Source organism: Bordetella sputigena (genome assembly GCF_965137885.1).
Lineage (GTDB): Bacteria > Pseudomonadota > Gammaproteobacteria > Burkholderiales > Burkholderiaceae_B > Bordetella_C > Bordetella_C sputigena.
The window spans coordinates 80,503-103,344 of sequence record NZ_CBCSCA010000016.1 but is presented as its reverse complement, the minus strand read 5'-3'; the positions used below and the strand labels follow the sequence as shown (position 1 = coordinate 103,344).

The following is a 22,842-nucleotide window of genomic DNA, read 5'->3' as shown; positions in this document are numbered from 1 at the left end:
AGCCTCTTTTATCGGGTGATTTGCTTGAACTGCCGCGCGGTTTCCGTCAGCGCGGTTTCGGCCGGCAGGCGTTCCATGCTGGACGCGCCGAAAAAACCGTGGCAGAGCGGGCATTCGGACAAGATGTAGGCGGCGTCCGCGGGCGAGGAAATGGGCCCGCCATGGCACAGCACGATGATGTCGTCGCGCACGGCGCGCGCCGCGTCGGCCCAGGCCTGGATGCGCGGCACGCAGTCCCGCAGCGTGAGCGCGGTGCGCGCGCCGATGTCGCCGCCCGTGGTCAGGCCCAGATGGCAGACCACGACGTCGGCGCCGGCGCGCGCCATATCCGCGGCGTTGGCGGCGCTGAACACGTAGGGGGTGGTCAGCAGGTCCAGGGCATGGGCGCGCGCGATCATGTCGACCTCCATGCCGTAGCTCATGCCGGTCTCTTCCAGGTTGGCGCGGAACACGCCGTCGATCAGGCCCACGGTGGGAAAATTCTGCACGCCGGAGAAGCCCAGGGCCTGCAACTGGCGCAGGAAAGGTTCGACGAGCATGAAGGGGTCCGTCCCGTTGACGCCGGCCAGTACCGGGGTATCGCGCACGACGGGCAGGACTTCGCGCGCCATCTCCACGACGACTTCATTGGCATTGCCGTAGGCCATCAGGCCGGCCAGCGAGCCGCGACCCGCCATGCGATAGCGGCCGGAGTTGTAGATCACGATCAGGTCCACGCCGCCCGCTTCTTCGCAGCGCGCGGAAAGACCCGTGCCGGCGCCGGCGCCGATGATGGGCTGGCCGCGGGCGATCATGCCGCGCAGGCGTTCGAGTATGGTTTCACGCGCGATGCGTGGCATGATCGGTCTCCTGGCCTGGAAAGGGGATGACAGCGGACGCCAAGGCCGGGGCCGGCGCCTGGATGTCGCGGAAGGCCTGCACCAGCGCATCGGCGAAGCGCGGATCGTTGATGTGGTAGGGCAGTCGGCGCAGCTGGCGCGTGGGCGAGGCGCGGAAGGCTTCCTCGATGGCGGCAAACAGCGCGCGATCGGCGTCGGGGTCCCAGAAAGGCTGGCCCGGCATATCGATGGCGGAGACCCCGCCTTCGGGCAGCAGGAAGCGCACGGGTCCCGGCATGCGGTTCAGCTTGTCGGCCAGGAAGGCCCCGATGCGCCGGTTTTCTTCCGGCGTGGTGCGCATCAGCGTGACGTTGTCGTTGTGGCGGTAGAGGTTGCGCGAGCGGAAGCGTTCCGGCACGGTCGCCATGGCCATGAAGTTCACCATGTCCAGCGCGCCGCATGAGCCGACGTAGGGGATGCCGGTCGCGATGATGGCGTCCAGGCGGCCGGGACCGGCGGAAAACACGCCGCCCACGATTTCGTCGGCGATCTCGGTGGTCGATACGTCGATCACGCCTTGCAGCAGGTGCGATTCGACCAGCTTTTCCATCGAGTTGCCGCCGATGCCGGTGGCGTGGAAAACCATGCAGTCGTAATCGCCGCCCAAGGCCGTGGTGACGGCCTGTACGCACGGCGTGGTGACGCCGAACATGGTCAGGCCGACCGCCGGCCGGGTGGCGGGCGGCGGGGGCCTGCGATGCAGCACCATGCCGGCCAGTGCGTGCGCGGCATTGCCCAGCACCTGGCTGCTGATGGGATGGATGCCGGAGACGTCCGTGACCGAGTACATCATGCAGATGTCGCTGGGGCCTACGTAGGGGCGGACGTCGCCGGAGGCGACGGTGGAGACCAGCACCTTGGGGACGCCGATCGCCAGGGCGCGCATGCCGGCGCTGACCAGCGCCGTGCCCCCGGACCCGCCGGCGCCTATGGCGCCGCCCAGGTCGCGGCGGGTGGGCAGGAATCTGGCCAGCGCCTGCGCCATGGAAGAGACGGCGCTGCCGCGATCGCCCGTGAATACCGCCTGTTCGCCGCCGGGGTGGTGGCGCGCCACTTCGCGCGGGTGTATCGACGCGGGAGATGGCTGTCCGGAGGTCGATACGTCGACCGTCACGGTGCGCAGTCCCAGGCGCTGCAGGCAGTCGCGCAGCAGCAGGAGTTCACGCGCCTTGGTGTCGAAGGTGCCGATCACGTAGGCGGCGCGATCGACCAGCGCGCCGGTCGGCGGCGTTATCGGGAGATGACCCGGGCGGGTGGGGCGATCGCCGAACCCGGCGCTCGCCGCGGCGGGTGTGTCCGATGCCGCGGACATCCCGGACATCCCGGACATCCGGGCCAGGTCGGCGCCCGATGGCGCGCCCGCGTCATGCCCGCCCGCGGCATGTGGCGCGGCGGGCTGCCAGCGGTTGATGCCATCCGTCGCCCGCGGCAGTGCCGTCGCCGCGTCGGCGTGCTCGCGACGGATGGTCAGGACTTCCACCACGCCTTCGCGCGGCGCCGCGGCGTTCGCTGACGCGCCCATGCCGCCTGCCGCGCCGCCGTCGTCCGCGCCGTCGGTACCGCCCGACGCCACGCCCAGCAGCCGCTGCTGCAAGGCGCGATCCGCCGCCAGCCGCGCCGCGGGCATGACGCGCGCCACCTGGCCGTTGACCAATACCGCCACGGTATCGGCGACATCGATCGCCACGCCCAGGTTCTGTTCGATCAGCAATACCGCGATCCTGCCTTCGCCGGCCAGGGTCTTGAGCATGGCGGCGACCTGGTCCACGATGACCGGCGCCAGGCCCTCGGTCGGCTCGTCCATCACCAGCAGGCTGGGGTTGAAGAGCAGGGCGCGGCCGATCGCCAGCATCTGCTGCTCGCCGCCCGACAGTTGCGCGCCACCGTTATGGCGCCGCTCCGCCAGCCGCGGAAACGTCGCATACACGCGATCCACCGTCCAGTCGCCGCGCCGCGCGCTGCGCGCGGCCAGGCGGAAATGCTCGTCCACGGTCAACGACGGCCAGACGTGCCGGCCCTGCGGTACATAGCCGATGCCCATTTCGGCGATGGCGTGGGGCGGCTTGCCGAGGATGTCGCGGCCATGCAGGCGGATCGCGCCGCGCGCCGGCACCAGTCCCGTCACGGCATTGCACAACGTCGTCTTGCCCATGCCATTGCGGCCCACCACCGCGAGCACGCCGCGCGGCAGGGTCAGCGACACGTCATGCAATGCATGCGCGCTGCCGTAGAAGACGTTGAGGTTGGCGATCTCCAGCACGGCCGCATCGCCGCCGGTCGTCGCCGGGCCGGGGGTACGCCCGCCCGGCGCAGGCCCGGCGGCAGCCGGGCCTTGCGGAGATTTGGCCGTTCCGGCCAGCCCCGCTGCATTCGCACCATACGCGTCAGTGGCCATGCTGGCGTTCTCCCATATAGATCGCCTGCACCTCCGGATCGCTTTCGATCTCGGCGGGCGTGCCGTGCCGCAGTACGCGGCCGTTGTGCATGACGGTCACCCGCGCCGCCACCGACAGCGCGATCTCCAGGTCGTGCTCGATGATGACGTAGCCGATGTGGCGCGGCAGCGCCTGCAGCAGCGCCACCAGCTCGCGCCGCTCGGCGGGCGACAGGCCCGCCGCCGGCTCGTCGAACAGGATCAGGCGCGGCGCGCCGGCCAGCGCCATGCCGATTTCCAGCTGGCGCTGCTGGCCGTGCGACAACAGGGCGACCGGCGTATCGGCCAGGCGCGCCAGCCGCGCATGTTCCAGCAGCTCGTCCGCCGCCGCATCGGACGCCGATGCGCGGCCCGTGCGCCGCAGGCTGAAGCGTCCGCGCGACACGCCGCGCACGGCCAGGTACAGGTTGTCCCGCACGCTCAGCTCGCGGAACAGCAGCGACGATTGATAGGTGCGGCGCAATCCGCGGCGTATGCGTTCCCAGGGCGGCAACGCGGTCACGTCCTCGCCGAACAGCAGCACGCGGCCGGCGGTCACCGGAAAGTCGCCGGTGATCATGTTGAACAGCGTCGTCTTCCCGGCGCCGTTGGAGCCCAGCACGGCATGGCGCTGGCCCGCCTCGACATCGAACGACACGCCGTCGATCGCCTTGAGCGCGCCGAACGCCCGGGTAATCCCGCGCAGCTCGAGCGCGTTGCCGGAAGAAAACCCCGTGGCCGCGTGCATGCCGTTCACTTGCATTCCGGATTGGTGCGCGAGCCCAATCCCATCTTTTCGAACTCGGCCTGCGACAGGCCCAGGCGCTGGTTGACGTCCGGAATGACCTTGACGAACTTGTTGTACAGCGAACCGTCGCTGTTCTTCGCCACCTCCGTCAGGAAGATATTGGCCACCGCGTTGCGATTCTGGTCGAGCTTGACGTTGCCGGTGGGCGTGGACACCGTCATCGTCGACAGCGTCTGCCGCAGCTTGGCCTGGTTGTTGGAGAGATCCGCCTTGTCCTGCTCCAGGGCGTCCAGCACGGCCTTGGTATTGACGTAGTAGGCATGCGCGAACAGGCTGGGGCTGGGCAGGCCGTCCTTGTAGGCCGCCCGGTAATCAGCGACGAATTTCTTCCAGGCCGGGTCGTCGTAGTTGTCGGCGATCGGACCGGCCGACGGCGTGCCGATCAGCGCGTCGCGGCGCTTGCCCTTGTAGCCCAGCACGGATTGGTCGATGGTAATCGACCCGGCGATCAAGGGCTTGTCGCCGCCCGCCTGCTCGTACTGTGAGAAGAAGTTCACCGCGTCCGAGCCGCCCAGGGCCACGTAGATCGCGTCGATGTTGTCGGGCAGCCGCGCGATCACGGACGAATAGTCCTTGGTGCCCAGGGGCACCCAGTGCTTGTCCACCACCTTGCCGCCGGCCTTGCAGAATTCGATCATGAAGCCCTGCAGCAGCGAGTAGGGAAAGGAATAGTCCTCGGCCACGGATACGACGCGCTTGTAGCCCTTGTCCTTGAAGGCGTAGGTCCCCAGCCCCGCCTGCCATTGCGCGCCGTCGGTGGAGAAGCGGAAGAAGTTCGGCGCGGGGTCCTGCAGCGTCGTGCCCTGCGCGGCGGACGAGCCATTGACGAAGGTCACTTCGGGATGGGTCTTGGCGTAGTTCTTCACGGCGATGCCTTCCGAACCCGACAGCGGCCCGATCAGGATCTGCACGCCATCCTGTTCCACCAGCTTGCGCGCCGCATTGACGGCCGTGTCCGGATTGCCGTTGGACGATGCCTTGATGATCTCGATCTTCTTGCCGGCCACCATGCCCTTGTGCTGCGCGACGGCCAGATCCACGCCGCGCATGCCATCCTGGCCCGGCACGGCGAACGGGCCTTCCAGCGTGGCCAGCGCGCCGATCTTGACGACCTCCTGCGCGCGCGCGGGATGCCCGCCCAGCGCGGCGGCGATGGCCAGCGCCAGCGTGCCGGCGGCCAGCATGGCGCGCCGCTTCGATACGTGCGCGAGGGATGCGGATGTCGCGTGGTTCATGTGTGTCTCCTGGTTCTAGTCGTTATGCCACTGGGTAGGGGCGCGCGGCTGGCGCCTTTCGAATCGACCTGCACGGCGGGGCGAGCCGGCCCGCGCAAGCGCCGCAGGAGGCCCATCAGGCCATCCGGCGAAACCATCAAGACCAGGAGGAACACGCCGCCGATCACCAGGTTGAACCGCTCGCGGTCCACCAGATCGATGGCGAAGTTCTGCAGCAGGACGAAGAGCAGGGCGCCCAGGAAGGCGCCGGCGGGATGCCGCATGCCGCCCAGCACGGCGATGATCAGGATATTGATCATCGATGTGGTGTTGACCGAGCCGGGGGAAATCTGCGAGTTGTACCAGACCAGCAGGACGCCGCCCACGCTGGCGATCAAGCCGGCCAGGGCGTGCGCGGCGATGCGGTGGGCCGTGACGTCGAAGCCCAGCGCGCGCATGCGGCGCGCGTTGTCGCGTATGCCCTGCAGCGCGATGCCGAAGGGCGCGCGGACGATATAGGCCACGCCCGCGTAGCCCAGCGCCGCGCACGCCAGGCTGATGTAGTAGAAGGCGGCCGGCCCGCGCAGGTCCGCCCCGTAAAGCGGCGGCGGCAGGATGCGCGCCAGTCCCTGGAAGCCGTTGAACACCGTGTAGTTCTGCTGCACCAGGTAGAAGAAGGCCACGCCTATGGCCAGCGTGATCATGATGGTGTAGATGCCTTCGGTGCGGACCGCGAGTACGCCGATCAGCGTTGCGGCCAGTGTGCCGATGGCCAGCGCCGCCAGGACGGCCAGCCACCAGGGCCATCCCAGGCTGTGCGCCGCATCGGCGTTGGTGCCCAGCAGCGCGACGGCGTAGCCCGCAATGCCGGCCACCGTCATCTGCGATAGCGTGACCATCCCGCCGTAGCCGGCCAGCAGGGCCAGCGATAGGGCGATAAGGCCCAGCACGAGCGACTGCGCGCCCACCTGGAAGGTGAAGAAGGGTGTGGCCGCCAGCGGGTAGAGCAGCAGCGCCGCGGCGACCGCGAGGTGCGTGATGGCCGGGCGCGATAGTCCGCGTGCGCGTCTTCCGCCAGCCGCGGTCGCGCCTTGCGCGTATGGCCCGCGCGCGGCCGCGGCAGCCACGGCGCCGCCGCCGGCCGATGCCGTCGGGCCGCTCCCGGCGAGCGGCGCGGCCCGACGCAGGTCGGACGCGGCCGCGTCGCCCAGGGACGCCGCGCCGGAGCGCTGTCCACCCACGCCGGCCGCCGGATAGGCCAAGCTGCCTTGTGACATGACGCGCCGCCATTTCGCCGCACTCATCGCGTGTTGCTCCCGTTCGCGCGCTCAGGCCCGCTTGCCCATTAGCCCTTGCGGGCGGAAGGCGAGCACGGCAACCATGATCAAAAAGGTGAAGACCACGCCGTACGTCGGCGCGTACGCCAGCCCGAAGGTTTCCGCCAATCCGATCAGCAGTGCCCCGACCGCGGCGCCGGTGATGCTGCCCATGCCGCCGACAATCACCACGATCAGCGACGCCAGCAGGTAGCGCACGTCTTCGCCGGGCGCGATGGACAGCGCCGTGCCGCCCATGACGCCCGCGAATCCGGCCAGCCCGGCGCCCACCGCGAACGTGATCGCGAATACCCTCTGCACGTTCACGCCGCTGGCCGAGAGCATGCGTTTGTTGTCCACGCCGGCGCGTATCATCATGCCGATGCGCGTCCGATTCAGGAATAGCCACAGCGCCAATCCGATGACGACGGCCGACAGCAGCACCACCAGCCTGAAGCCCGAGTACTTGCCGACGCCCGGTACGCCCACGGTCCCCAGCAGCCAGCCCGGGGGATCGAATTGATACGCCTCGCCGCCCCAGATCCACAGGAAGATATCGGCCAGCACGATGGACAGGCCCAGCGTCACCAGGGTCTGCCGCAGGTCCTGTCCCTCCATGTACTGGAACACCAGCAGCTGCAGCAGCAGGCCGGCCAGCGCCGTGGCCAGGAAGCCGGCCGCCAGGGCCAGGAACCAGGACCCGCTCGCATCGCCGACCGTATAGCCCACATAGCCGCCCAGCAGGAACAGCGAGCCGTGCGCCAGATTGACGTTGCGCATCAGGCCGAACACCAGCGTAAAACCGCTGGCCACCAGGAAATACAGCGCGGCCAGCGTCAGCCCGTTCAAGAGCGACAAGCCGAACAGGCGCGCATTGTCCGCGATGGCGGCGCCGGCCAGCCCAAGCAGGATCGCCGCGCCGGCAATGGCCAGAATCCACGAAGCGTAGCGTCTCACGTCGCGCCCCATCCGCGCGGTCAGGCCGCCCAGCGCGTGCTGCGCGCGCTGACGATCTGCGGCGCGCGGTGGAACTCGCCGTCCTTCATCACCGCCAGGATGCGTTTCTTGTCCTGCAGGATGCGGATGTCGGCCAGCGGATCGCCGTCGATCAGCAGCAGGTCGGCCAGGTAGCCGTCGCGGATCTGGCCCAGCTCGTCGCCCTGCATCATGATCTGGCCGCCCAGCGTGGTGGCGGAAAGCAAGGCGTCCTGCGGCGACATGCCCACGTATTTGACGAAGTACTCCAGGTCGGTGGCATTGGTCCCGTGCGGAGTCCAGGCAAAGCCATAGTCGCCGCCGGGCAGGATGCGGATGCCGCGGCGATGCATTTTCTTCATCGACTCCACCGCCACTTCCAGCTCGCGGTGGTAGCCCATCTTGGCGGTTATCTCCGGCGTCAGGCCCCACTCGCTGGCGTGATAGGAGGTATTCACCAGCCATGCCAGTCCCGGCGCGACGAACACCCGGTCCTTCTTGGACTCCAGCATGTCCAGCGATTCTTCATCGGTAAAGCTGGCGTGGTAGATGATGTCGATGCCATGGCGCACGCACTGCTTGATGGACTCGCAGGACCTGGCATGCGCGGCCACGCGCTTGCCGAAGCGCTTGGCCTCGGTTACGCACATGGCCACTTCTTCTTCCGAAAACTGCGTCATCTCGGCGGGCAGGCCGGCGATGTACTCGCCCGAAAGATTGATCTTCAGCTGGTCGACGCCATACTTGACGAATTGGCGCACCATCTTGCGCATCTCTTCCGGTCCGTTGACGATGGCGCCGAAGCTCAGTTCCGGATAGGGCAGATGCGGCGGCGTCGAATCGCCCAGGCCGCCCGTGGTCGTAATCTCCTGGCTGGCCGCCAGATAGCGTGGACCGACGATCTGGCCATCCCGTATGGCGTTGCGCGTCACCACGTCCAGCCGCGGCTTGGCGGTGGCCGCGCCGACGCAGGACGTCCAGCCCATGTCCAGATAGCGGCGCGCTACGTTGATGCACCAGACCACGTGCTCTTCCACCGGCATGCGCTGGATGGCGTCCAGCGAGGGCTGGTCGTTCCAGGAAAAATGCGTGTGGGCCTCGGTCATGCCCGGCATCAGGAAGGCGCCGGCGCCGTCGACGACGGTCACACCGCCGATAGGCAGCGAGCGCGTGGAGCGCGAGACGCGGGCGATGCGATTGCCCTGCACCAGCACTTCGCCGGTATAGGGAAGCGCACCGGTTCCGTCGAACACCCGTACGTTGGTGAATAGCACCTCTGCCATGGCGGCCTCCTGGCGGTTGGCTGTAGCGGCCGGCCACGCGCGCTTCAGCGTGCGTGTGCCGAATAGAAGTCTTTCAATTCACGCAGGCATTCCCCTGGGCGTTCGAAGGTGGTCCAGTGCCCGCAGCGCGGATAGACGACCACGCGGCTATGCGCGATCCGGTCGCCGATGGCGCGCACGGAAAGCGGGGGCGCGACCGGATCTTCGTCGCCGGTCACCAGCAGGGTGGGGCAGGCGATGCGTTCGACCGGCGCGGGCTGCGCGTCGGCCAGGGCCTCGCAGCTGCGGGCGTAGCCCTCCGGATCCTGGCGCATCACGCTTTCGCGCACCAGCGCCACGGCCGCCGGCTGATGCTGCCGTGTGTCGGCCGAGGTCGCCCCCGCCACGATGGCGTCGGCGATGGCCTGGATGCCGGCGACGCCTTCATCGCGGGCGCGTTGGGCGCGAGCCCGTATGTTGGCCCGCGCGGCGTCGGGCGGACAGAGCAGGGGGCCGAACAGCGCCAGGCTGCGCACCAGCTCCGGCGCTTCGGTCGCCAGCTTGAAACAGACGATGGTGCCTAGCGAATGCCCCAGCAGATGGGCACGCGTCACGCCCAGGCGCGCGCAGACATCGCGCACCGCCTGTGCCAGCGTATCGATGCTGAGCGGCCCTTGCACCGCGTGCGAACGCGCGCTGCCCGGCATGTCGATACGCAGGACGCGGAAGCGGTTGAGGGCTTCCATGACGGGCGTCCAGTTGTTGGACGATCCCCCCAGGCCGTGGATGCATACCGCCGCATCGCCCTGGCCGTCGACCTCCACCGCGATGCGGCTGACGAACTCGGTACTCATGGGGCCACGCTCGCAAGGATCGCGGCAGGCGCGATGGTACAGGCGAACGCGGGCATTTCGTCAGCCGGACATGGTCCGGCTGCCCGCTGGCTAACGGTCGTCACGGTTTGTCTCCTCAACGAGGAATTTTTTCTTGGAATAGTCGGCGATATGGCCTGGTGAGACACGCGATCCGATTTAAGATACGTGTCTCGTTTTCCAATTCATGCTAGAAGACGGTCTTTTAGCTGTCAATAAAAATCTGGACACACGAGCATGGGATATACCCCTAACGCAATCACAGCCGTGCCGCAGGCGCCTACCCGGGGTCCGCGCGCGCGCACCTGGAAGCTGTTGATGGAAGCCGCCAGCAGCCTGATCGAAGAAGGGCATACCCCGACGGTGGCGGAAGTCGCCAAGCGCGCGCAGGTATCGCGCGCCACCGCCTATCGATACTTCCCGACGCGCAGCCGCCTGATCACGGCGATGGTCGATACGGCGCTGGGCCCGGTACGGTCATGGTCCTCGTCGCAAAGCGACGGACGCGCGCGCATCACCGAGCTGTTCGAATCGACCTTCATCCGTTTCAAGGAGTTCGAACCGCACATGCGGGCGGCCGCGCAGCTGGCCCTGGAGCATCAGGCGCTGGAGCGCGCCGGCATCCTGGAAGAAGAACCCTACCGGCGCGGACACCGCATCCGCATCCTGGCCCACGCCGTCGAGCCCTTCCGTACACGCGTGCCCGCCAAGGCGATAGACCGCCTGCAGAAAGCCCTGTCCATCATCTATGGGATCGAGCCTCATATCATCCTTAAGGACATCTGGGGCGCCAAGAACAAGGAAGTCGAAGCCATCGTCTTCTGGATGGTGGAGGCGCTGATCGAGGCCAGCCTCAAGGAGGCCAAGGACAGCGCCCCCGCGGCATCGCCGCGCCGGCCCGCGCGCCGCGGCGAGCGTGGCAAGGACGGTATCGCCGCGCGCCGCAGCGTATCGCCGGCGGGAGACTAGCTACTTCTCGTTGGCCCGTGGCGCGCGATCGCAGTACGATCGGCGCACGGCCTTGGGGCCGGCCTAAGGAGCAGGCACATGGATCTGGGTTTGCATGGCAAGACGGCCGTCGTGACCGGCGGCAGCAAGGGAATCGGCCTGGCGGTTGCCAAGGCATTGGTCAAGGAAGGCGTGCGCGTGGGCATCATCGCGCGCAATGCCGAAGCGCTGGAGTCGGCGCGCACCCAGCTTGCCCGGCAGGGCGGTCACGTATGCGCGGCGCCGGCCGACCTGATCGATCCCGCCCAGGCGGCCCAGGCAGTCGCGCGCATCGAGGCCGAACTCGGTCCGATCGACATTCTCGTCAACAGCGCCGGCGCGGCGCGCCGCCATGATCCGGAAACCCTGGATGCCGCGAAATGGCGCGCCGCCATGGACGCGAAGTTCTTCACCTATGTGCATACACAGGACGAGGTCCTGCGGCGGCTGCGGGCGCGCGGCGCCAAGGGCGCCATCGTCAATATCATCGGTTCCGGCGGCAAGACGCCCACCGCGACCCATCTGGCGGGCGGCTCCGCCAATGCGGCGCTGATGCTGGCCACGGTGGGCTCGGCCTACCATTATGCGCGGTACGGCATCCGCATCAACGCCATCAATCCCGGCGCCACGGTCACGGAGCGCGTGCAGGAAGGCCTGGCGGTCGAAGCCAGAACGATGGGTGTCAGCGTGGATGAAGCGCGCCGGCAGGGAGAAGGACGCATTCCGCTGGGCCGTTACGCGGAGCCGGAAGAGATCGCCGACGTTGCGGTGTTCCTGGCCAGTGAACGCGCCAGCTATGTGATCGGTGCCGTGGTGCCGATGACCGGCGGTCTGGCGCCGGTGATTTGAGCGAGGCCGCCGGGACGACAGGCGCATGCCCGCCGTCCCGCCGCCGCCTGGCCGGCGGCATCAGCCTTGAATCAGGTCTTCAGGGGTGACCGGCTTATACATCGCCATGCAGCTTTCCTTGTCCGGCATGAATGGCGCGAAATCACCCACGTATTTGTCCGGCCCTGCCTTCATGTGATCGGCAAGATGCGTCACCGATGCTTTCAGGCCTTCGTGGTTCTTTGTTCGCTCCTGGTGCGACGTGATCAGGAAGGTTTTGGTCAAGGCGGTCTGCATGTCCAGCTTGAGCTTATTGAGCTCCTGATCCCAGGCGGATTCCTTCAATTGCGTCGACACGATACTCTTGGCCTGCGCCAGCCGGTCGCAGAGCTGTCCCGTCGTGCCGGTTTTCCATCCCGGCTTCAGCACTTCGTTGGCGACGGCTTCGTGCAGGGGCTTCGAATGGCTGGCAAAGGCGATGCTCATGCCGTTCGATCCATCGTCCTGTTGCCGTCCTTCATTGGCCGGCCCGGCCAGCAGCGTGGCGGGCGACAATGAAACCAGAGGGAGGTTCATGGACATAAGTGGGTCTCCTGGGAAGTATGCCGCGGATGCGGCGACGCAGGTACGTTTCCGCGTGCGGGGATAGGTTCCTGTCGGTCCACGCGGGCCGCCGTTCGACCGCGCGCGCATGCCTGGCGCCGCGTGCCGGCATGCCCGGGCAAGGCCGACGAGGCCGGCGGAACCCGCGCTTGCCAGGGTTACTCAGCGCGGTACTTCGCAGAGGTCCGCCATGCCATCTCCGCTTTCCGCGCCCTTGCCGCTGATGCCGGCGCAGGGTTTCCTGCCGGCCTTTTTCACGCATCACACGCCGGCCCCGCGTGCCGGCAAGCCCTCGGAAGCCGCGACGGCCGCCGCCGGCCATGCCGGGACCCGCTACGACGCTGACCGCGACGGGCCGCACCATGCCTTCTGCGGCGGCAGCCGGTTCGCCGATTACCGGCGCGAAGTCCTGGACGACCTGGAATTCATCATCGACCTGAGCCGGCAACGGAACATGCCCGATGCCGCCGCCATCGAAGAGCGCTTTCGCACGTTCTACCGCCATCGCTTCGAGGAAAGTTATTTCGACGTCGACGAAGAGCTGCCGTTGATAGACAGCGCCGGCAAACGCGCACTGGACAATTTCCGGGCGATGCTGGCGCATCCGGCGCTGCGGCCGGATCAGCAGGTGGCGGCCATACGCGAGCTGTCGCTGGGTGTCGCGGTATGCGCGTCCGGGACCACGGCCAATCTGATCGCCGCGGACCGCGAGCTGGCGCTATCGGTGGACGGGCTGCGCGGCCGGCTCTGGCTGGTCAAGGAGCAGATCGTGCGCGACGTCCTGCGGCAGCAGGTCGCCGAGCTGTACGGCGCGTTCGAAATCGCCGATGAGTGCGAAATCCATTACGTCAACGATCTATGGAATGTGATCGCCGACGGCTTCGGCTTGCAGCGCATCGATGGCCACGCGCAGCCGGATGACGCGGGTGGCTACGATGCCTCCTTCATTGCGTCCTGCCGCGGTCAGGTGATCGCGGCGCTGGCGCCGGATCGCATCGCGTCCAGGATCGCCGAGGAATGCCTGTCGATTTTCCGCAGCCGCACGGTATCCGATGCCGGCGCGCCGTTCGGCGCCTGCGACGCCGGACAATGGCGCCTGCTGGAAGAGACGGTCGACGATATTCGCGGCGATCTGGGCCTGGCCGCCAGCCAACTGGGCCTGGATGCTTTCCTGGAGCTCCATGACGACGGCCGGTTCTATCGCGTACGGGATGACCCCGCCCTGATCGCGCTGGCGCTGCTGAAGGCAATGAACGCCGAACGGCTGCTGGCCGATACGCCGGTGCGGCTGGCGGATTCCGTGGACGGCGACGGACGCCGTGCCGAAGTGTTCATGTACGGCTCCCTGCTGGGATGGCAATTGCAGCGAGCGGTGCCGACGTCGGCGGCGGCGCCGACGTCGGCATGGGATGCGCATGCCGGCGCGGAGCCTGTCGACTTGTCCGCGCTACTGGGCTGGCTCGCCGGGGATGGGCAGGCGCCGGTCGAGCTGGCGCCGGACGCGCCACCGGCGCGGCTGCATGGCGCGCACCCTGACGAGCTGATGAAGATACCGGCGGAATGGCTGGGATCGGCGCGCGCGCTGCTGGGGCTGCTGGAGCGCCTGCCCGCGGAGCAAGCCGCGGCCTATCTGGGACATAACCTGCCCTATCTGCTGACGGGATTACCGGTCGAGGATCGCGACCTGTTGCTGGACAGGGCCGTGCACCTGGGCGAACCCGGACGCATCCTGGCGCGCGCCTGGCAATCCGAACTCTGGCTCGTGCTGCACCTGGATCATGGCGCGGCGGTCCGGTATCTCAGGGACAACCTGCGGTATCTGGCGGACACCATTCCCGCCTACAGCCGCGGACAATGGATGGACGAAATCATGCATCTGGAAGAGCCGGCCCGCGACCTGGCGCGCGCGTGGTACCCGGATGCCTGGACCTTGTTGACGCAGTCCACCCAGCCCCTGCGCGGCACGCGGCTGGCGTACTGGGTGCAATGCGATCACGTAAGGGCCCTGGAATCCGTGTGCCAGCTCGTCGCCGAAGGGTGGGGCGCGGGCAGCGTGTCCGCCTCTTCCGGCCAGGGCGTGTCCACCATGCAAGGCCGTATCTGCGCCTGGTGCCTGGACGAAGAGGGCAATGTCGCGGTAACCAAGGACGCCGCCACCATCGAGGCCGCGCGCCGTCTGCTCCGGCAGCTGTCGTTTACCTCGCCGGCCAGCGAGCAGTTCGGCCGGCGGCTGTCGACCCTGTTGCCCGGCAACGTGCTCTATGTACTGGAAACCGGCTCGGCGCCGACGGCCAGGGCGTTCCGCGGCTTGCTGACGGACCGCGAACTGTTGCCGCGGATAGGGCCGGACCTGCCCGCTATCCTGTGTGCCAGCGGCTCTTACGCCGGATATCCGATGTCTTATGTACTGGCCACCGGCAAGACCGGTTTCATCGCGGCCTACGGCGCATGGCTGGCGGATATGGCCAGCATGCCGGACGGCGCGCGATGGATAGTCCCGTTGTTGATGCCGAAATGGATGGCGGATCCGGCGCCCCCGGCGTCCGGCCTTGGCCGCCGGTCGGGATGCTACGCCTTGCTCGATGCATCCACGGCGGGCGCCACGAAGGTGATCGAGGCTTATCACCAGATCCTGGTGCATCCGGGCATCCTGCCGCATATCCTGAACGTTCTGCCTGAGCTGGTGCTGGGCGCCCCGCCCATCGACCCGAGGACGCGGCATCGGCGCTGGCCGGCAGCCCGGTATGAAGTTCTCGAAAGCCTGTTCAATATGGCGGCGCCGGGCTATCCGGCCTACGGCAACCTGGTCAAGGATCCACGGATCCTGCCGCATATCGTGGATGCGGTGCCCAGGACCGCCATCATCATCCGCGCGCGTCTGGAAGGGCGCGGCGTCGTCGCCGATCTGGAAGGCCCGCAAGCGCCGGCGCGCAAGGCCTTGCGCCACCGGGTGGGCGAGGCCTTCCGCCGCGTAAAAAAGTAGTCAGGCGTTATCCGTCGCCCAGGGCCGCATTTCGAACGACGGCGCGCCCATGGGTGGGAGCGGCGCCAGTCCCGCCGCCTCCAGCGCCGCGTTGGCATGCGGCAGCCAGGTGTTGTAGCGCAGCTCTCTTTCCAGCCTGACGCCCATGTTGCGGCGCGCCTGTTCGTCGTCCGACGCGCCGATGTCGCGCAGGCGCTCGAGCAGGCGTTCGTCGAAGCCCTCCAGGCCGGCGTGGAGTTCGGCTTCGACTTCGGCGCACTTTTCCGGGCCGATCTGCCGCCGGACCTCCAGCAGGAAAGGACTGAAGTCCAGCAGCAGGTATTCATGGAACCACTCGCCTTCTATGCGCTTGATGGCGTCGCGTGCTTGCTCTATGTCGCGTGGCGTGAGCACGCTCAGCGTGGTGAAAGTCATCTCTTCCACGCTGAGGGGCAGATTGAATTCCTTGCGCAGGCTGACGTGATAATCCAGCATGATCTCGATGGGATCGATGGGGATGAGGCCGCTCGCGACGCTGTCCTGCGGCAGCTGTCCAGGCTGCGGCTTGGCCAGCATACGCTCCTGTATTTGTTCGAGACGCTGTTTGTTCACTTTATGCAGGGCGATGATCTTGTCCTGCGCGATGGCTTCCAGGCTGTCCATCCTGAGGGTATCGAGCCCCAGCTTGCAGATAATCCGCAGCTCGCCGGCATAACGTCCGGCCAGGACGTCATCCTTGAGCATCAGTATTTTCAAGCGGTTCCATGTCAGCAAGGCGTTGTCGCGGCACATGCTTGACCCTTCATCGCAGATCCGGAAGGCTTCGGCGCGCAGCGCCGCGCGGTCGGGTTCCGCCGCCCGCGCCAGCCAACGGCTAAGCTCTTCGCGCGTGACCGCCGAGTTGTGTATGTGCGTGAACTTCAGGGCGAGCAGGAATTTCTTGAATGAGACCAAGCCCGATGGTTCGACAGCGGCGGACAGGGCGATGTCATTCCAGCGGGCGGCCAGTTCGGCGTCCTGGCGGCCTATCCATTGTTCGACGATAACGCCCAGCAATCGTCGCTCGCCGTCGCGTTGCATGGCGGCATGGGAAAGCGGCTGCGACGCCGCCGGTTGGGCATGGCGGATGGAGTCCAGGCGCGGCCGCACCCGCTGCCGGCGGACCGGCCCCGCGGGGACCGCATCGGTGGCAGCGGCCGCCGGGCCTGCTTCGGCGTCCGGCGACACCGCCGCGGTGGTGATGTTCGGTGACGACGACAATACGCGCAGGGGCGCGTCGAGCGTGGCGGAAGCGCCGGCCAGCGCCGCTTGTGCATCCTGGTACATGGATGGCGGCCACGCGGCTCCCGTGATGCCGCCGATGCCCAGGCCATATTGCGCTTGCAGGGCCGCGTTGGCGACGGTGCCGCTTAGCAAGCCGAAGTACTGCTGCCACACCAGGCGCAGCTGGGCCTGCGAAGCCACGGCCACCACCGCGCGCAGGGCGTCGTGCGCCGGCGAGCCGACGCCGGCTCGCGGCATGGCGAGCATGGGAATGGCCGTCGCGTCGGGGCCGAACTCCAGCACGGGATGGCAGCCATGTTCTTCCGCCACCGCGCGCAGCTGGTGCAGCGCGGCGGCGCCGTAGTCGGTCGCATGCAGGTCGCGAAAGTGCGCCTCCGCCAGGCGCAATTGCGGGCCGCCGGGATCACCGGTGACCACGGCGTGCAGCAGGTGCGCCAAACAGATCACACGCGTTTGATCGCGGGCCGGTGGCGCTCCTCCCTGGGCGACGGCCAGCGGTGTGAGGTTGGGGTATGCGATTCCGCTCGGGGGGATATTCATGTCCGGCTCCTTCTGGGCGGTTGCATCGGCATGGATGGCAGCACGATGGCAGGGGTTGACGAGCGGGCGTTGAGTAGCAGGCCCGCCTTGAAAGTTCTTCCTCGTGTCGTTCGTGCGGACGGAAATCGTCGGGGCCGGCCCGGAACCGGTCGATCGCATCGTTACTTAGCGCGTTCGGTTCAGGAGCACTCCATGCCATCGCATCAACTGACCACGGCGACTGCCGGCACGCCCGCCTACGGCTTTCTGCCGGCCTTCTTCACGACGGAGCCGCCAGGCGCGCCGGCCGACGAGGCTCCGCGGACGCCGGCCAACGCTCCCTGCACCAGTTACGAGGCGCGTCGCGACGGCTCGCACCTGGCGTTCTGCGGCAGTCCGCGGTTCGCCCAGTACCGCAAGGAAGTGCGCCAGAACGTGGACTTCATCGCCATCCGCTGCAAACAGCTGAAGATGGACGATGCGGCGCTCGTGGCGATCCGCTTTCACCAGTTCTATCAGCGCCGTTTCGAGCAGGCCTACTTCGAAGCTCACGCCGAGCTCCTGGACGGCGCCGCCAAACGGTCGTTCGACGCTATCTGCGCGATGCTGGCGGACCCGCGCATACGCCCGGAAGCCCAGGCGGCGGCGATCCGCAATTTGTCCCTGGGGATAGGCGTATGCTCGCCGGGCGTGGCGGCCAACATCATCGAGGTGGAGGGCGATCTGTCGCTGGCCGTGGGTGGGCTGCGCAGCCGCTTGTGGCAGGCCAAAGTCCGGCTGGCGCGGGCGCTGCTGCAGGAGCTCGTGTCGGAAAAGTACGGGGCGGAGGCCAACTTCTCCGGCAATCAGGCGCACTACGTCAACGGCGCATGGGACTACGTCGCGGACGCGGTGGGGCTGACACGGGTTGGCGATCCTCTCGCACCGTGGATGGGCTCGGAATTCCTCGCCCCATGCCGCGCCCAGGTCCTGGCCGCGTTGACGCCCGACCGCATCGCATCGACGATCGCGCAGGATCTGCTGTCCCAGTTCCGCGGGGCGGTGCTGGACGATGCGACGTCGGCCGCCGGCGAGTGTACGGGCGCGCGCCTGGCGTCTTTCGCCGCCGTCGTCAAAGGCATCAGGCAGGATGTTGGCCTGGGGGAAGAGCAGCTGAGGCTGCATGCCTTCGTGCGCCTGGATGCGGGGGGCGAGCGCTACGAGGTGCTGGACGATCCCTCGCTGGTCGCCCTGGAGCTGCTGAAGGCCATCGATGCCGAAGGCCTGTTGGCCGGTGTCCCCGTGCCTTTGGGTGATCCCGTTGAGCGCGACGGCAGGTACATGGAACGCTACCGCTACGGTTCGCTGGTGTCGTGGCGGCTGTGGCATGCATCGGCGCCTGACGGCGCGCCGTCATGGACCGACCACGATGATGTGGAAGTCATCGACGTCACCGACCTGCGGGATTGGCCCGACCTGGACAGGTCCGGCCTGGATTGGCCTGGCCTGGATAGGCGCGGCCTGGACGGACCCTGTGTGGACGGACCTGGCGAGGCCGCCGGGTCCGCCGACGCCGGACCCGGCGCCGCCGCGCGCGACGTGGTGCTGCCGCCCGCCGCGGCGGTGCGACGGCTTCTGGCCAGCGACGATCCGGCGGACCTGATGCGGGTGCGGGCGCGCTGGCTGGGGACGGCGGAGGAAATCCTGAAGCTGCTTCGCCGGATGGAGCCGGGGCAGGCCGACCAGTACCTGCGGCGCAATATGGAATACCTGCGGGAAGACCTGCCGCGCGGCGAACGCGACCGCTTCGCCAGCGCGGCCGTGCTGGCCTGGGAGCAGGGCAGGGTATTGGCCAGCGCATGGTATTCGGAAATGGGCATGATCGCCCGCCTGCCGTACGACCAGGCCGTGCAAGCGCTGCGCGAGCGGATGGACCGGCTGATCGAGGCTCCGGTCAACGAGCGCCGGCGCTGGATGGACGCGATCATGCATCTGGGAGACCCGGCGAAGGCGCTGGCTCGCGCCTGGTACCCCGACCCCTGGACATTGCTGTCGGAAAAAAATCCCGCCAAGTCCGGCACCCGGCTGCAACAGTGGCTGGCCGCGGATAACGCCGCCGCGCTCGACGCCGTGCGGGAACTCATGACGGAAGCGTGGTCCATGAACGCGGACCCGAGCTGGCTGGGCGACGCCATCTCCCGCAGTTTCCGTGATTACCAGGGTACCCATGTCCTGAAGTGCCTGGCGCAGGCGCCCGGGACGGCGGCGGCCGGCGCGCTGCATAGGCTGTTGCGCCATCTATTGACCATGCCGGCCCTGCGGGAGCTGGTCGTCCCCCGGTTGCCGGCCCTGTTCCATGACCCTGGAGCATATCGGTCAGACCTGATGGAAATGGTCCTGAAGCGGGACGCGCCGGCGATAGAGGCGCTGCACCGCATGCTGACCGATGACCTGATCCTGCCCGGCATCCGGGACTGCATGCTGACTATCCTGGCGGGCGCCTATCCTGGCAGCGACAAACCGATGTGGCACGCCTTGCGTCATGGAAAGGCCGCGGTCATCAAGGCATACGGGGCCCTGCTGGCCGACGTCGTGGCCGCCATCCCGGAAATCGCGGCGCAGCTGCCGGAGCTGCTGATGCCGAATGTCGGCGCAACGTCGAATCGAAGCGACCGTCTAGGCTTGCTGCAGGCATCCAGGATCGGCGCCGTCGACGCCATCCGGGCGTATGGCGTCCTGCTGACGCATCCTTCGATATTTCCTCATATCGCCCAGGCAATACCTCAGCTCATCCTGGACGGGCCCCGCATCGGCCCCTGGTCCCCGGCGCGCCGCGAAACCCTCGGGCTGTTGTTCGAGCCGCGGCTGCCCGGACATGCGGCCTGTCTGGACCTGGCCGCGCATCCGCTGATCCTGCCGCGGGTCCTGGAAGCCCTGCCGCGCGATGCCACGGCCATCCGGGCGCGATTGCGGCAGCGGCATGCGGCGGCAATCGCGGCGGAGGCAACGGAAGCCGGAGCGGGGCAGGCAGCGCACCGCGCGCAAGCGGCGGACGCGCGCCCACGTCAGGCAGGTCCGGTTCGATACTGGATGGACCGCCTCTTCCAACGCTTTTGACGGACGCGGCGATCCGTCCGCCGCATGGTCGGCCGGAACCCGAGGCGGCGAGCGTTACTCAGCGCGGTATTTTTCCAGAGGTGTCCATGTCCCCACCGGTTTCCGCCGCCGTTACCGCCGCCATCAACGTGCCGCCATCGCCCGGCTTCCTGCCGGCGTTCTTCGACCGCCACACGCCGCCGCAGGCCAGCGTCGCCGCGCCTGGCGCGGACGGCAAGCCGAGGATCAGCTATTGCGCCGATCGGGACGGTTCGTACGCCGAGTTCTGCAACGGCAAGGGCTTCACCCGCTTCCGCGACGAAATGCGCGAGAACATCGACTTCCTTATCGCCCGCGCCAGGCAACTGGGGATGCAGGATAGCGACGTCGTCGCGCAGCGCCTGCTGACCTTCTATCGCCATCGCTTCGAAGATTCCTATTTCGACACCCATGCGGAACTCATAGACAGCAGGGGCAAGGAAGCGCTGGACCACTTTTGCGCGATGCTCGCCGATCCGCGCATCGCACCGGACAAACAGAGGACCGCCATCCGCAACCTGTCCCAGGGCGTGGCGGTTTGCGCATCGGGTACGGTGCGCAACCTGATAGATGCGGACCGCGACCTGGCGCTTGCCGTGGGCGGCATACGCGGCAGGCTGTGGAAGACCAAGGAGGAGATGGTTCGCGCCCTCCTGCAGGCGGCCGTGGTGGCGACCTATGCCCCGACCGCCGCGATGGAGATCCATTACGTCAATGTGGTCTGGAACGAGCTGGCCGATGATTTTGGATTGGTCGCCGTTCCGGAATCGACGAAACCGGGGCGGATCACGCAAGGCTTCGTAGACGATTGCCGCGCCAGGGTCCACGCCGCGTTATCGCCGGACAAGGTCGCCAGGACACTCGCCGAAAACTGTCTTGAGGACTTCCGCGCGCGCACGGTGAGCGATGGCGCATCCGCCATTCCATGCGACAGCGACCACACCGAATGGCTGAACATCGTGGTGCGCGACATCCAGCGCGGCCTGGATCTGACGGAGGACCAACTGAGCCTGCATGCCTTTGTGCGCATCGACCAGGACAACGAGCGGTTCGAGGTGCTGGAGGATCCTTCCCTGATCGCCGTGGGATTGCTCAAGGCCATGAACGCCGATCATCTGCTGGCTGGCGTCCCGTCCTACGTGACCGAGCTGGACCTGGGCGATGGAGAACATTTCACCTTGTATGCCTGCGGATCGACGGTGGCGTGGCTGCGGCGGCATGCCGCCGCGGCATCGGCCGCGGGATCGTGGGAGACCCATGAAGACTTGGCGGTCATAGGCATGCAGGGGCTGCGCGCATGGTCCGCCGCCTTGGGGGCGGACCACGTCGACCCTCCGGCCGCTGTCGTGCGGCAGTTGGCCAACTGTACCGATCCGGAGCAACTCATGGGCGTGCGGGCATCATGGCTGGGAACGGCGGCTGCCATCCTGGACCTGCTCACGCGTCTGGGCCCCGAAAGAGCCTCGGAGTATCTCGCGGCCAACATGGACTATCTGGTGGCACGGCTGCCCGTTCGCGAGCGGGCAGCCTTTGTCGATAAAGCGATGCTCATGGGCAAGCCAGGCCAGTCCCTGGCGTGCGCCTGGTACTCGGAGCTATGGCTGCTGCAGCACCTGCCTCCCGCACAGGCCGTTGAATACCTGGAAGAAAACCTATCGGCGCTGATCGCCAGGGTCGAGCTGGAAAAGCGGCCGGTCTGGGTCGATGCGGTCATCCATATGGGAAAGGCCGGCGCTGCGCTCGTGCGCAACTGGTACATCGACCCCTGGGCCTTGCTGACGGAACGAGACGCCGGGCGGCAACGGACCCATCTGCAGCGTTGGATAGAAACCGGCAACGTGGCGGCGATCGACGCCATGCGCGTGCTTGTCGGCGGCATCTGGCCCGTCAAGACCGACCCCGATGCCTTGGAAGGCGCCGTCGACCAGGCGTTCAGGGACTTCGATGGCCACAGCGTCTTGTATGGGCTGCCGACCGCCGACGCGAACACCATCGATGCCATCCACCGGCTGCTGGAGCAACTGCTGTCCCAGCCCGGCGAGATTCGGGAGGCGCTCGCTTCCAGACTGCCGGCGCTGTTCCAGCACGCGGTGTACCGGTCTTTCCTGAGCCTGCTGCATGCGCGTGACGCGCCCGTCATCGAGGCGATCCATCGCATTATCCGCGATCCCGCGATTCTGCCGCATATCTCCCATGTACTGCCGTCTCTATTCTTCAACGAACACACGCACTACGTGTACCCGATGTGGGTTCTGCTCATATTCGGCGACGCTGAACGCCTGCGGGCGTACGGCAGGCTGATCATTGATCTGGCCGCGGTGCCTGGAATGGAGAAATGCCTGGGCAGGATGATGGCGACGATTTTCGACACCAGGAGCGTGTCGCGCCCGGCGCGGCCGGACAAGCGTACGTTCGACCGGTACGCCTTGCTATCGGCTTGCGAACAGGGTTTCGTCGATGCGATCGATGCCTATCGCGACGTGCTGGTCCATCCCGCCGTGCTGCCGCATATGGCCGGCATCCTGCCCCAGTTGGTGGCCGAGGTTCCCCAAAAAACCTGGCGCTGGTCCGCGCACCGGCGCGAAGCCCTGAACCGGCTGTTCGATCCGCGCTGTCCCGGCCATGCGGCCTACCGGCGGCTGGTCACGCACCCACTCGTTTTGCCGCACGCTGCGAAGGCCTTGCCATCCAGCGCGCGGGCGCTGCGCGGCTGGCTGGCCAAGCCGCAGCCGCGCAGCGAGCCGCCGCGCCTGTCGCTGCGGGACCAGATCGAACCCTTCCTGCGGCGACTGGGCATCTGACGGCGG

The 22,842-nt window shown here is 67.5% G+C and carries 14 protein-coding genes and 2 pseudogenes; 5 read left to right on the top strand and 11 right to left on the bottom strand.

The features are described 5' to 3' along the window. Positions 1-8: 8 nt before the first annotated feature. The 9 genes and pseudogenes from ACNA0R_RS24420 to ACNA0R_RS24380 all read right to left on the bottom strand — a co-directional run bounded on the left by ACNA0R_RS24420 (position 9) and on the right by ACNA0R_RS24380 (position 9,720). A complete protein-coding gene (locus ACNA0R_RS24420; RefSeq protein WP_415828664.1) occupies positions 9-839 on the bottom strand; it encodes a phosphoenolpyruvate hydrolase family protein in 831 nt (276 codons plus the stop codon). 61 nt (positions 840-900) lie between these two features. Further along, positions 901-2,091, bottom strand: a pseudogene (locus ACNA0R_RS24415) (Tm-1-like ATP-binding domain-containing protein); the annotation flags it as partial. A gap of 588 nt (positions 2,092-2,679) precedes the next feature. After that, positions 2,680-3,273, bottom strand: a pseudogene (locus ACNA0R_RS24410) (ABC transporter ATP-binding protein); the annotation flags it as partial. Continuing rightward, positions 3,263-4,039: an ABC transporter ATP-binding protein gene (locus ACNA0R_RS24405; protein ID WP_415828675.1), complete on the bottom strand. Its 777-nt coding sequence runs from the start codon at positions 4,037-4,039 to the stop codon at positions 3,263-3,265. The pseudogene ACNA0R_RS24410 and the gene ACNA0R_RS24405, both read right to left, overlap by 11 nt. 5 nt (positions 4,040-4,044) lie before the next feature. Beyond that, a complete protein-coding gene (locus ACNA0R_RS24400) occupies positions 4,045-5,334 on the bottom strand; it encodes an ABC transporter substrate-binding protein (RefSeq protein ID WP_415828663.1) in 1,290 nt (429 codons plus the stop codon). Then, positions 5,331-6,590: a branched-chain amino acid ABC transporter permease gene (locus ACNA0R_RS24395; protein WP_415828662.1), complete on the bottom strand. Its 1,260-nt coding sequence runs from the start codon at positions 6,588-6,590 to the stop codon at positions 5,331-5,333. Before ACNA0R_RS24395 ends, ACNA0R_RS24400 begins: the two co-directional genes overlap by 4 nt. Positions 6,591-6,641: 51 nt before the next feature. Beyond that, on the bottom strand, positions 6,642-7,586 hold the full coding sequence (locus ACNA0R_RS24390) for a branched-chain amino acid ABC transporter permease (RefSeq protein WP_415828661.1): 945 nt from the start codon (positions 7,584-7,586) through the stop codon (positions 6,642-6,644). 20 nt (positions 7,587-7,606) lie between these two features. Beyond that, entirely contained in the window at positions 7,607-8,887 is a 1,281-nt protein-coding gene (locus tag ACNA0R_RS24385; RefSeq protein WP_415828660.1) for a metal-dependent hydrolase family protein, read from the bottom strand. A gap of 44 nt (positions 8,888-8,931) precedes the next feature. Beyond that, positions 8,932-9,720, bottom strand: a complete 789-nt coding sequence (locus tag ACNA0R_RS24380) for an alpha/beta fold hydrolase (protein WP_415828659.1) — start codon at positions 9,718-9,720, stop codon at positions 8,932-8,934. 255 nt (positions 9,721-9,975) lie between these two features. On the opposite strand from ACNA0R_RS24380, the gene ACNA0R_RS24375 reads away from it, so the two are divergent. Then, entirely contained in the window at positions 9,976-10,707 is a 732-nt protein-coding gene (locus tag ACNA0R_RS24375) for a TetR/AcrR family transcriptional regulator (RefSeq protein WP_415828658.1), read from the top strand. Between the two features lie 78 nt (positions 10,708-10,785). After that, positions 10,786-11,574 (top strand): SDR family NAD(P)-dependent oxidoreductase, encoded by a 789-nt coding sequence (locus ACNA0R_RS24370; protein WP_415828657.1) that lies wholly within the window; start codon positions 10,786-10,788, stop codon positions 11,572-11,574. Between the two features lie 60 nt (positions 11,575-11,634). Here ACNA0R_RS24370 and ACNA0R_RS24365 read toward each other — a convergent pair whose 3' ends face one another. Beyond that, complete coding sequence (locus tag ACNA0R_RS24365; RefSeq protein WP_415828656.1) at positions 11,635-12,135, bottom strand: hypothetical protein; 501 nt, start codon at positions 12,133-12,135, stop codon at positions 11,635-11,637. A 211-nt stretch (positions 12,136-12,346) separates the two neighbouring features. Between ACNA0R_RS24365 and ACNA0R_RS24360 the strand changes: the two genes are divergently transcribed. Then, positions 12,347-15,139, top strand: coding sequence for a hypothetical protein (locus tag ACNA0R_RS24360; RefSeq protein WP_415828655.1), 2,793 nt, complete (start codon positions 12,347-12,349; stop codon positions 15,137-15,139). On the opposite strand, the gene ACNA0R_RS24355 is transcribed toward ACNA0R_RS24360, so the two are convergent. Next, entirely contained in the window at positions 15,140-16,942 is a 1,803-nt protein-coding gene (locus ACNA0R_RS24355) for an NEL-type E3 ubiquitin ligase domain-containing protein (protein ID WP_415828654.1), read from the bottom strand. A 192-nt stretch (positions 16,943-17,134) separates the two neighbouring features. Between ACNA0R_RS24355 and ACNA0R_RS24350 the strand changes: the two genes are divergently transcribed. Together ACNA0R_RS24350 and ACNA0R_RS24345 are read left to right on the top strand one after the other, a co-directional pair. Next, positions 17,135-20,017, top strand: a complete 2,883-nt coding sequence (locus ACNA0R_RS24350; RefSeq protein ID WP_415828653.1) for a hypothetical protein — start codon at positions 17,135-17,137, stop codon at positions 20,015-20,017. 86 nt (positions 20,018-20,103) lie between these two features. Beyond that, on the top strand, positions 20,104-22,836 hold the full coding sequence (locus ACNA0R_RS24345; protein ID WP_415828652.1) for a hypothetical protein: 2,733 nt from the start codon (positions 20,104-20,106) through the stop codon (positions 22,834-22,836). Positions 22,837-22,842: the final 6 nt, after the last annotated feature.

What these genes read in the sequence shown, in the direction of transcription:
- ACNA0R_RS24350 (WP_415828653.1), top strand. Translation starts at nt 17,135, where the DNA reads ATGCCATCGCATCAACTGACCACGGCGACTGCCGGCACGCCCGCCTAC.
- ACNA0R_RS24345 (WP_415828652.1), top strand. Translation starts at nt 20,104, where the DNA reads ATGTCCCCACCGGTTTCCGCCGCCGTTACCGCCGCCATCAACGTGCCG.
- ACNA0R_RS24365 (WP_415828656.1), bottom strand. Translation starts at nt 12,135, where the DNA reads ATGTCCATGAACCTCCCTCTGGTTTCATTGTCGCCCGCCACGCTGCTG.
- ACNA0R_RS24355 (WP_415828654.1), bottom strand. Translation starts at nt 16,942, where the DNA reads ATGAATATCCCCCCGAGCGGAATCGCATACCCCAACCTCACACCGCTG.
- ACNA0R_RS24370 (WP_415828657.1), top strand. Translation starts at nt 10,786, where the DNA reads ATGGATCTGGGTTTGCATGGCAAGACGGCCGTCGTGACCGGCGGCAGC.
- ACNA0R_RS24400 (WP_415828663.1), bottom strand. Translation starts at nt 5,334, where the DNA reads ATGAACCACGCGACATCCGCATCCCTCGCGCACGTATCGAAGCGGCGC.
- ACNA0R_RS24380 (WP_415828659.1), bottom strand. Translation starts at nt 9,720, where the DNA reads ATGAGTACCGAGTTCGTCAGCCGCATCGCGGTGGAGGTCGACGGCCAG.
- ACNA0R_RS24420 (WP_415828664.1), bottom strand. Translation starts at nt 839, where the DNA reads ATGCCACGCATCGCGCGTGAAACCATACTCGAACGCCTGCGCGGCATG.
- ACNA0R_RS24405 (WP_415828675.1), bottom strand. Translation starts at nt 4,039, where the DNA reads ATGCACGCGGCCACGGGGTTTTCTTCCGGCAACGCGCTCGAGCTGCGC.
- ACNA0R_RS24360 (WP_415828655.1), top strand. Translation starts at nt 12,347, where the DNA reads ATGCCATCTCCGCTTTCCGCGCCCTTGCCGCTGATGCCGGCGCAGGGT.
- ACNA0R_RS24395 (WP_415828662.1), bottom strand. Translation starts at nt 6,590, where the DNA reads ATGTCACAAGGCAGCTTGGCCTATCCGGCGGCCGGCGTGGGTGGACAG.
- ACNA0R_RS24385 (WP_415828660.1), bottom strand. Translation starts at nt 8,887, where the DNA reads ATGGCAGAGGTGCTATTCACCAACGTACGGGTGTTCGACGGAACCGGT.
- ACNA0R_RS24375 (WP_415828658.1), top strand. Translation starts at nt 9,976, where the DNA reads ATGGGATATACCCCTAACGCAATCACAGCCGTGCCGCAGGCGCCTACC.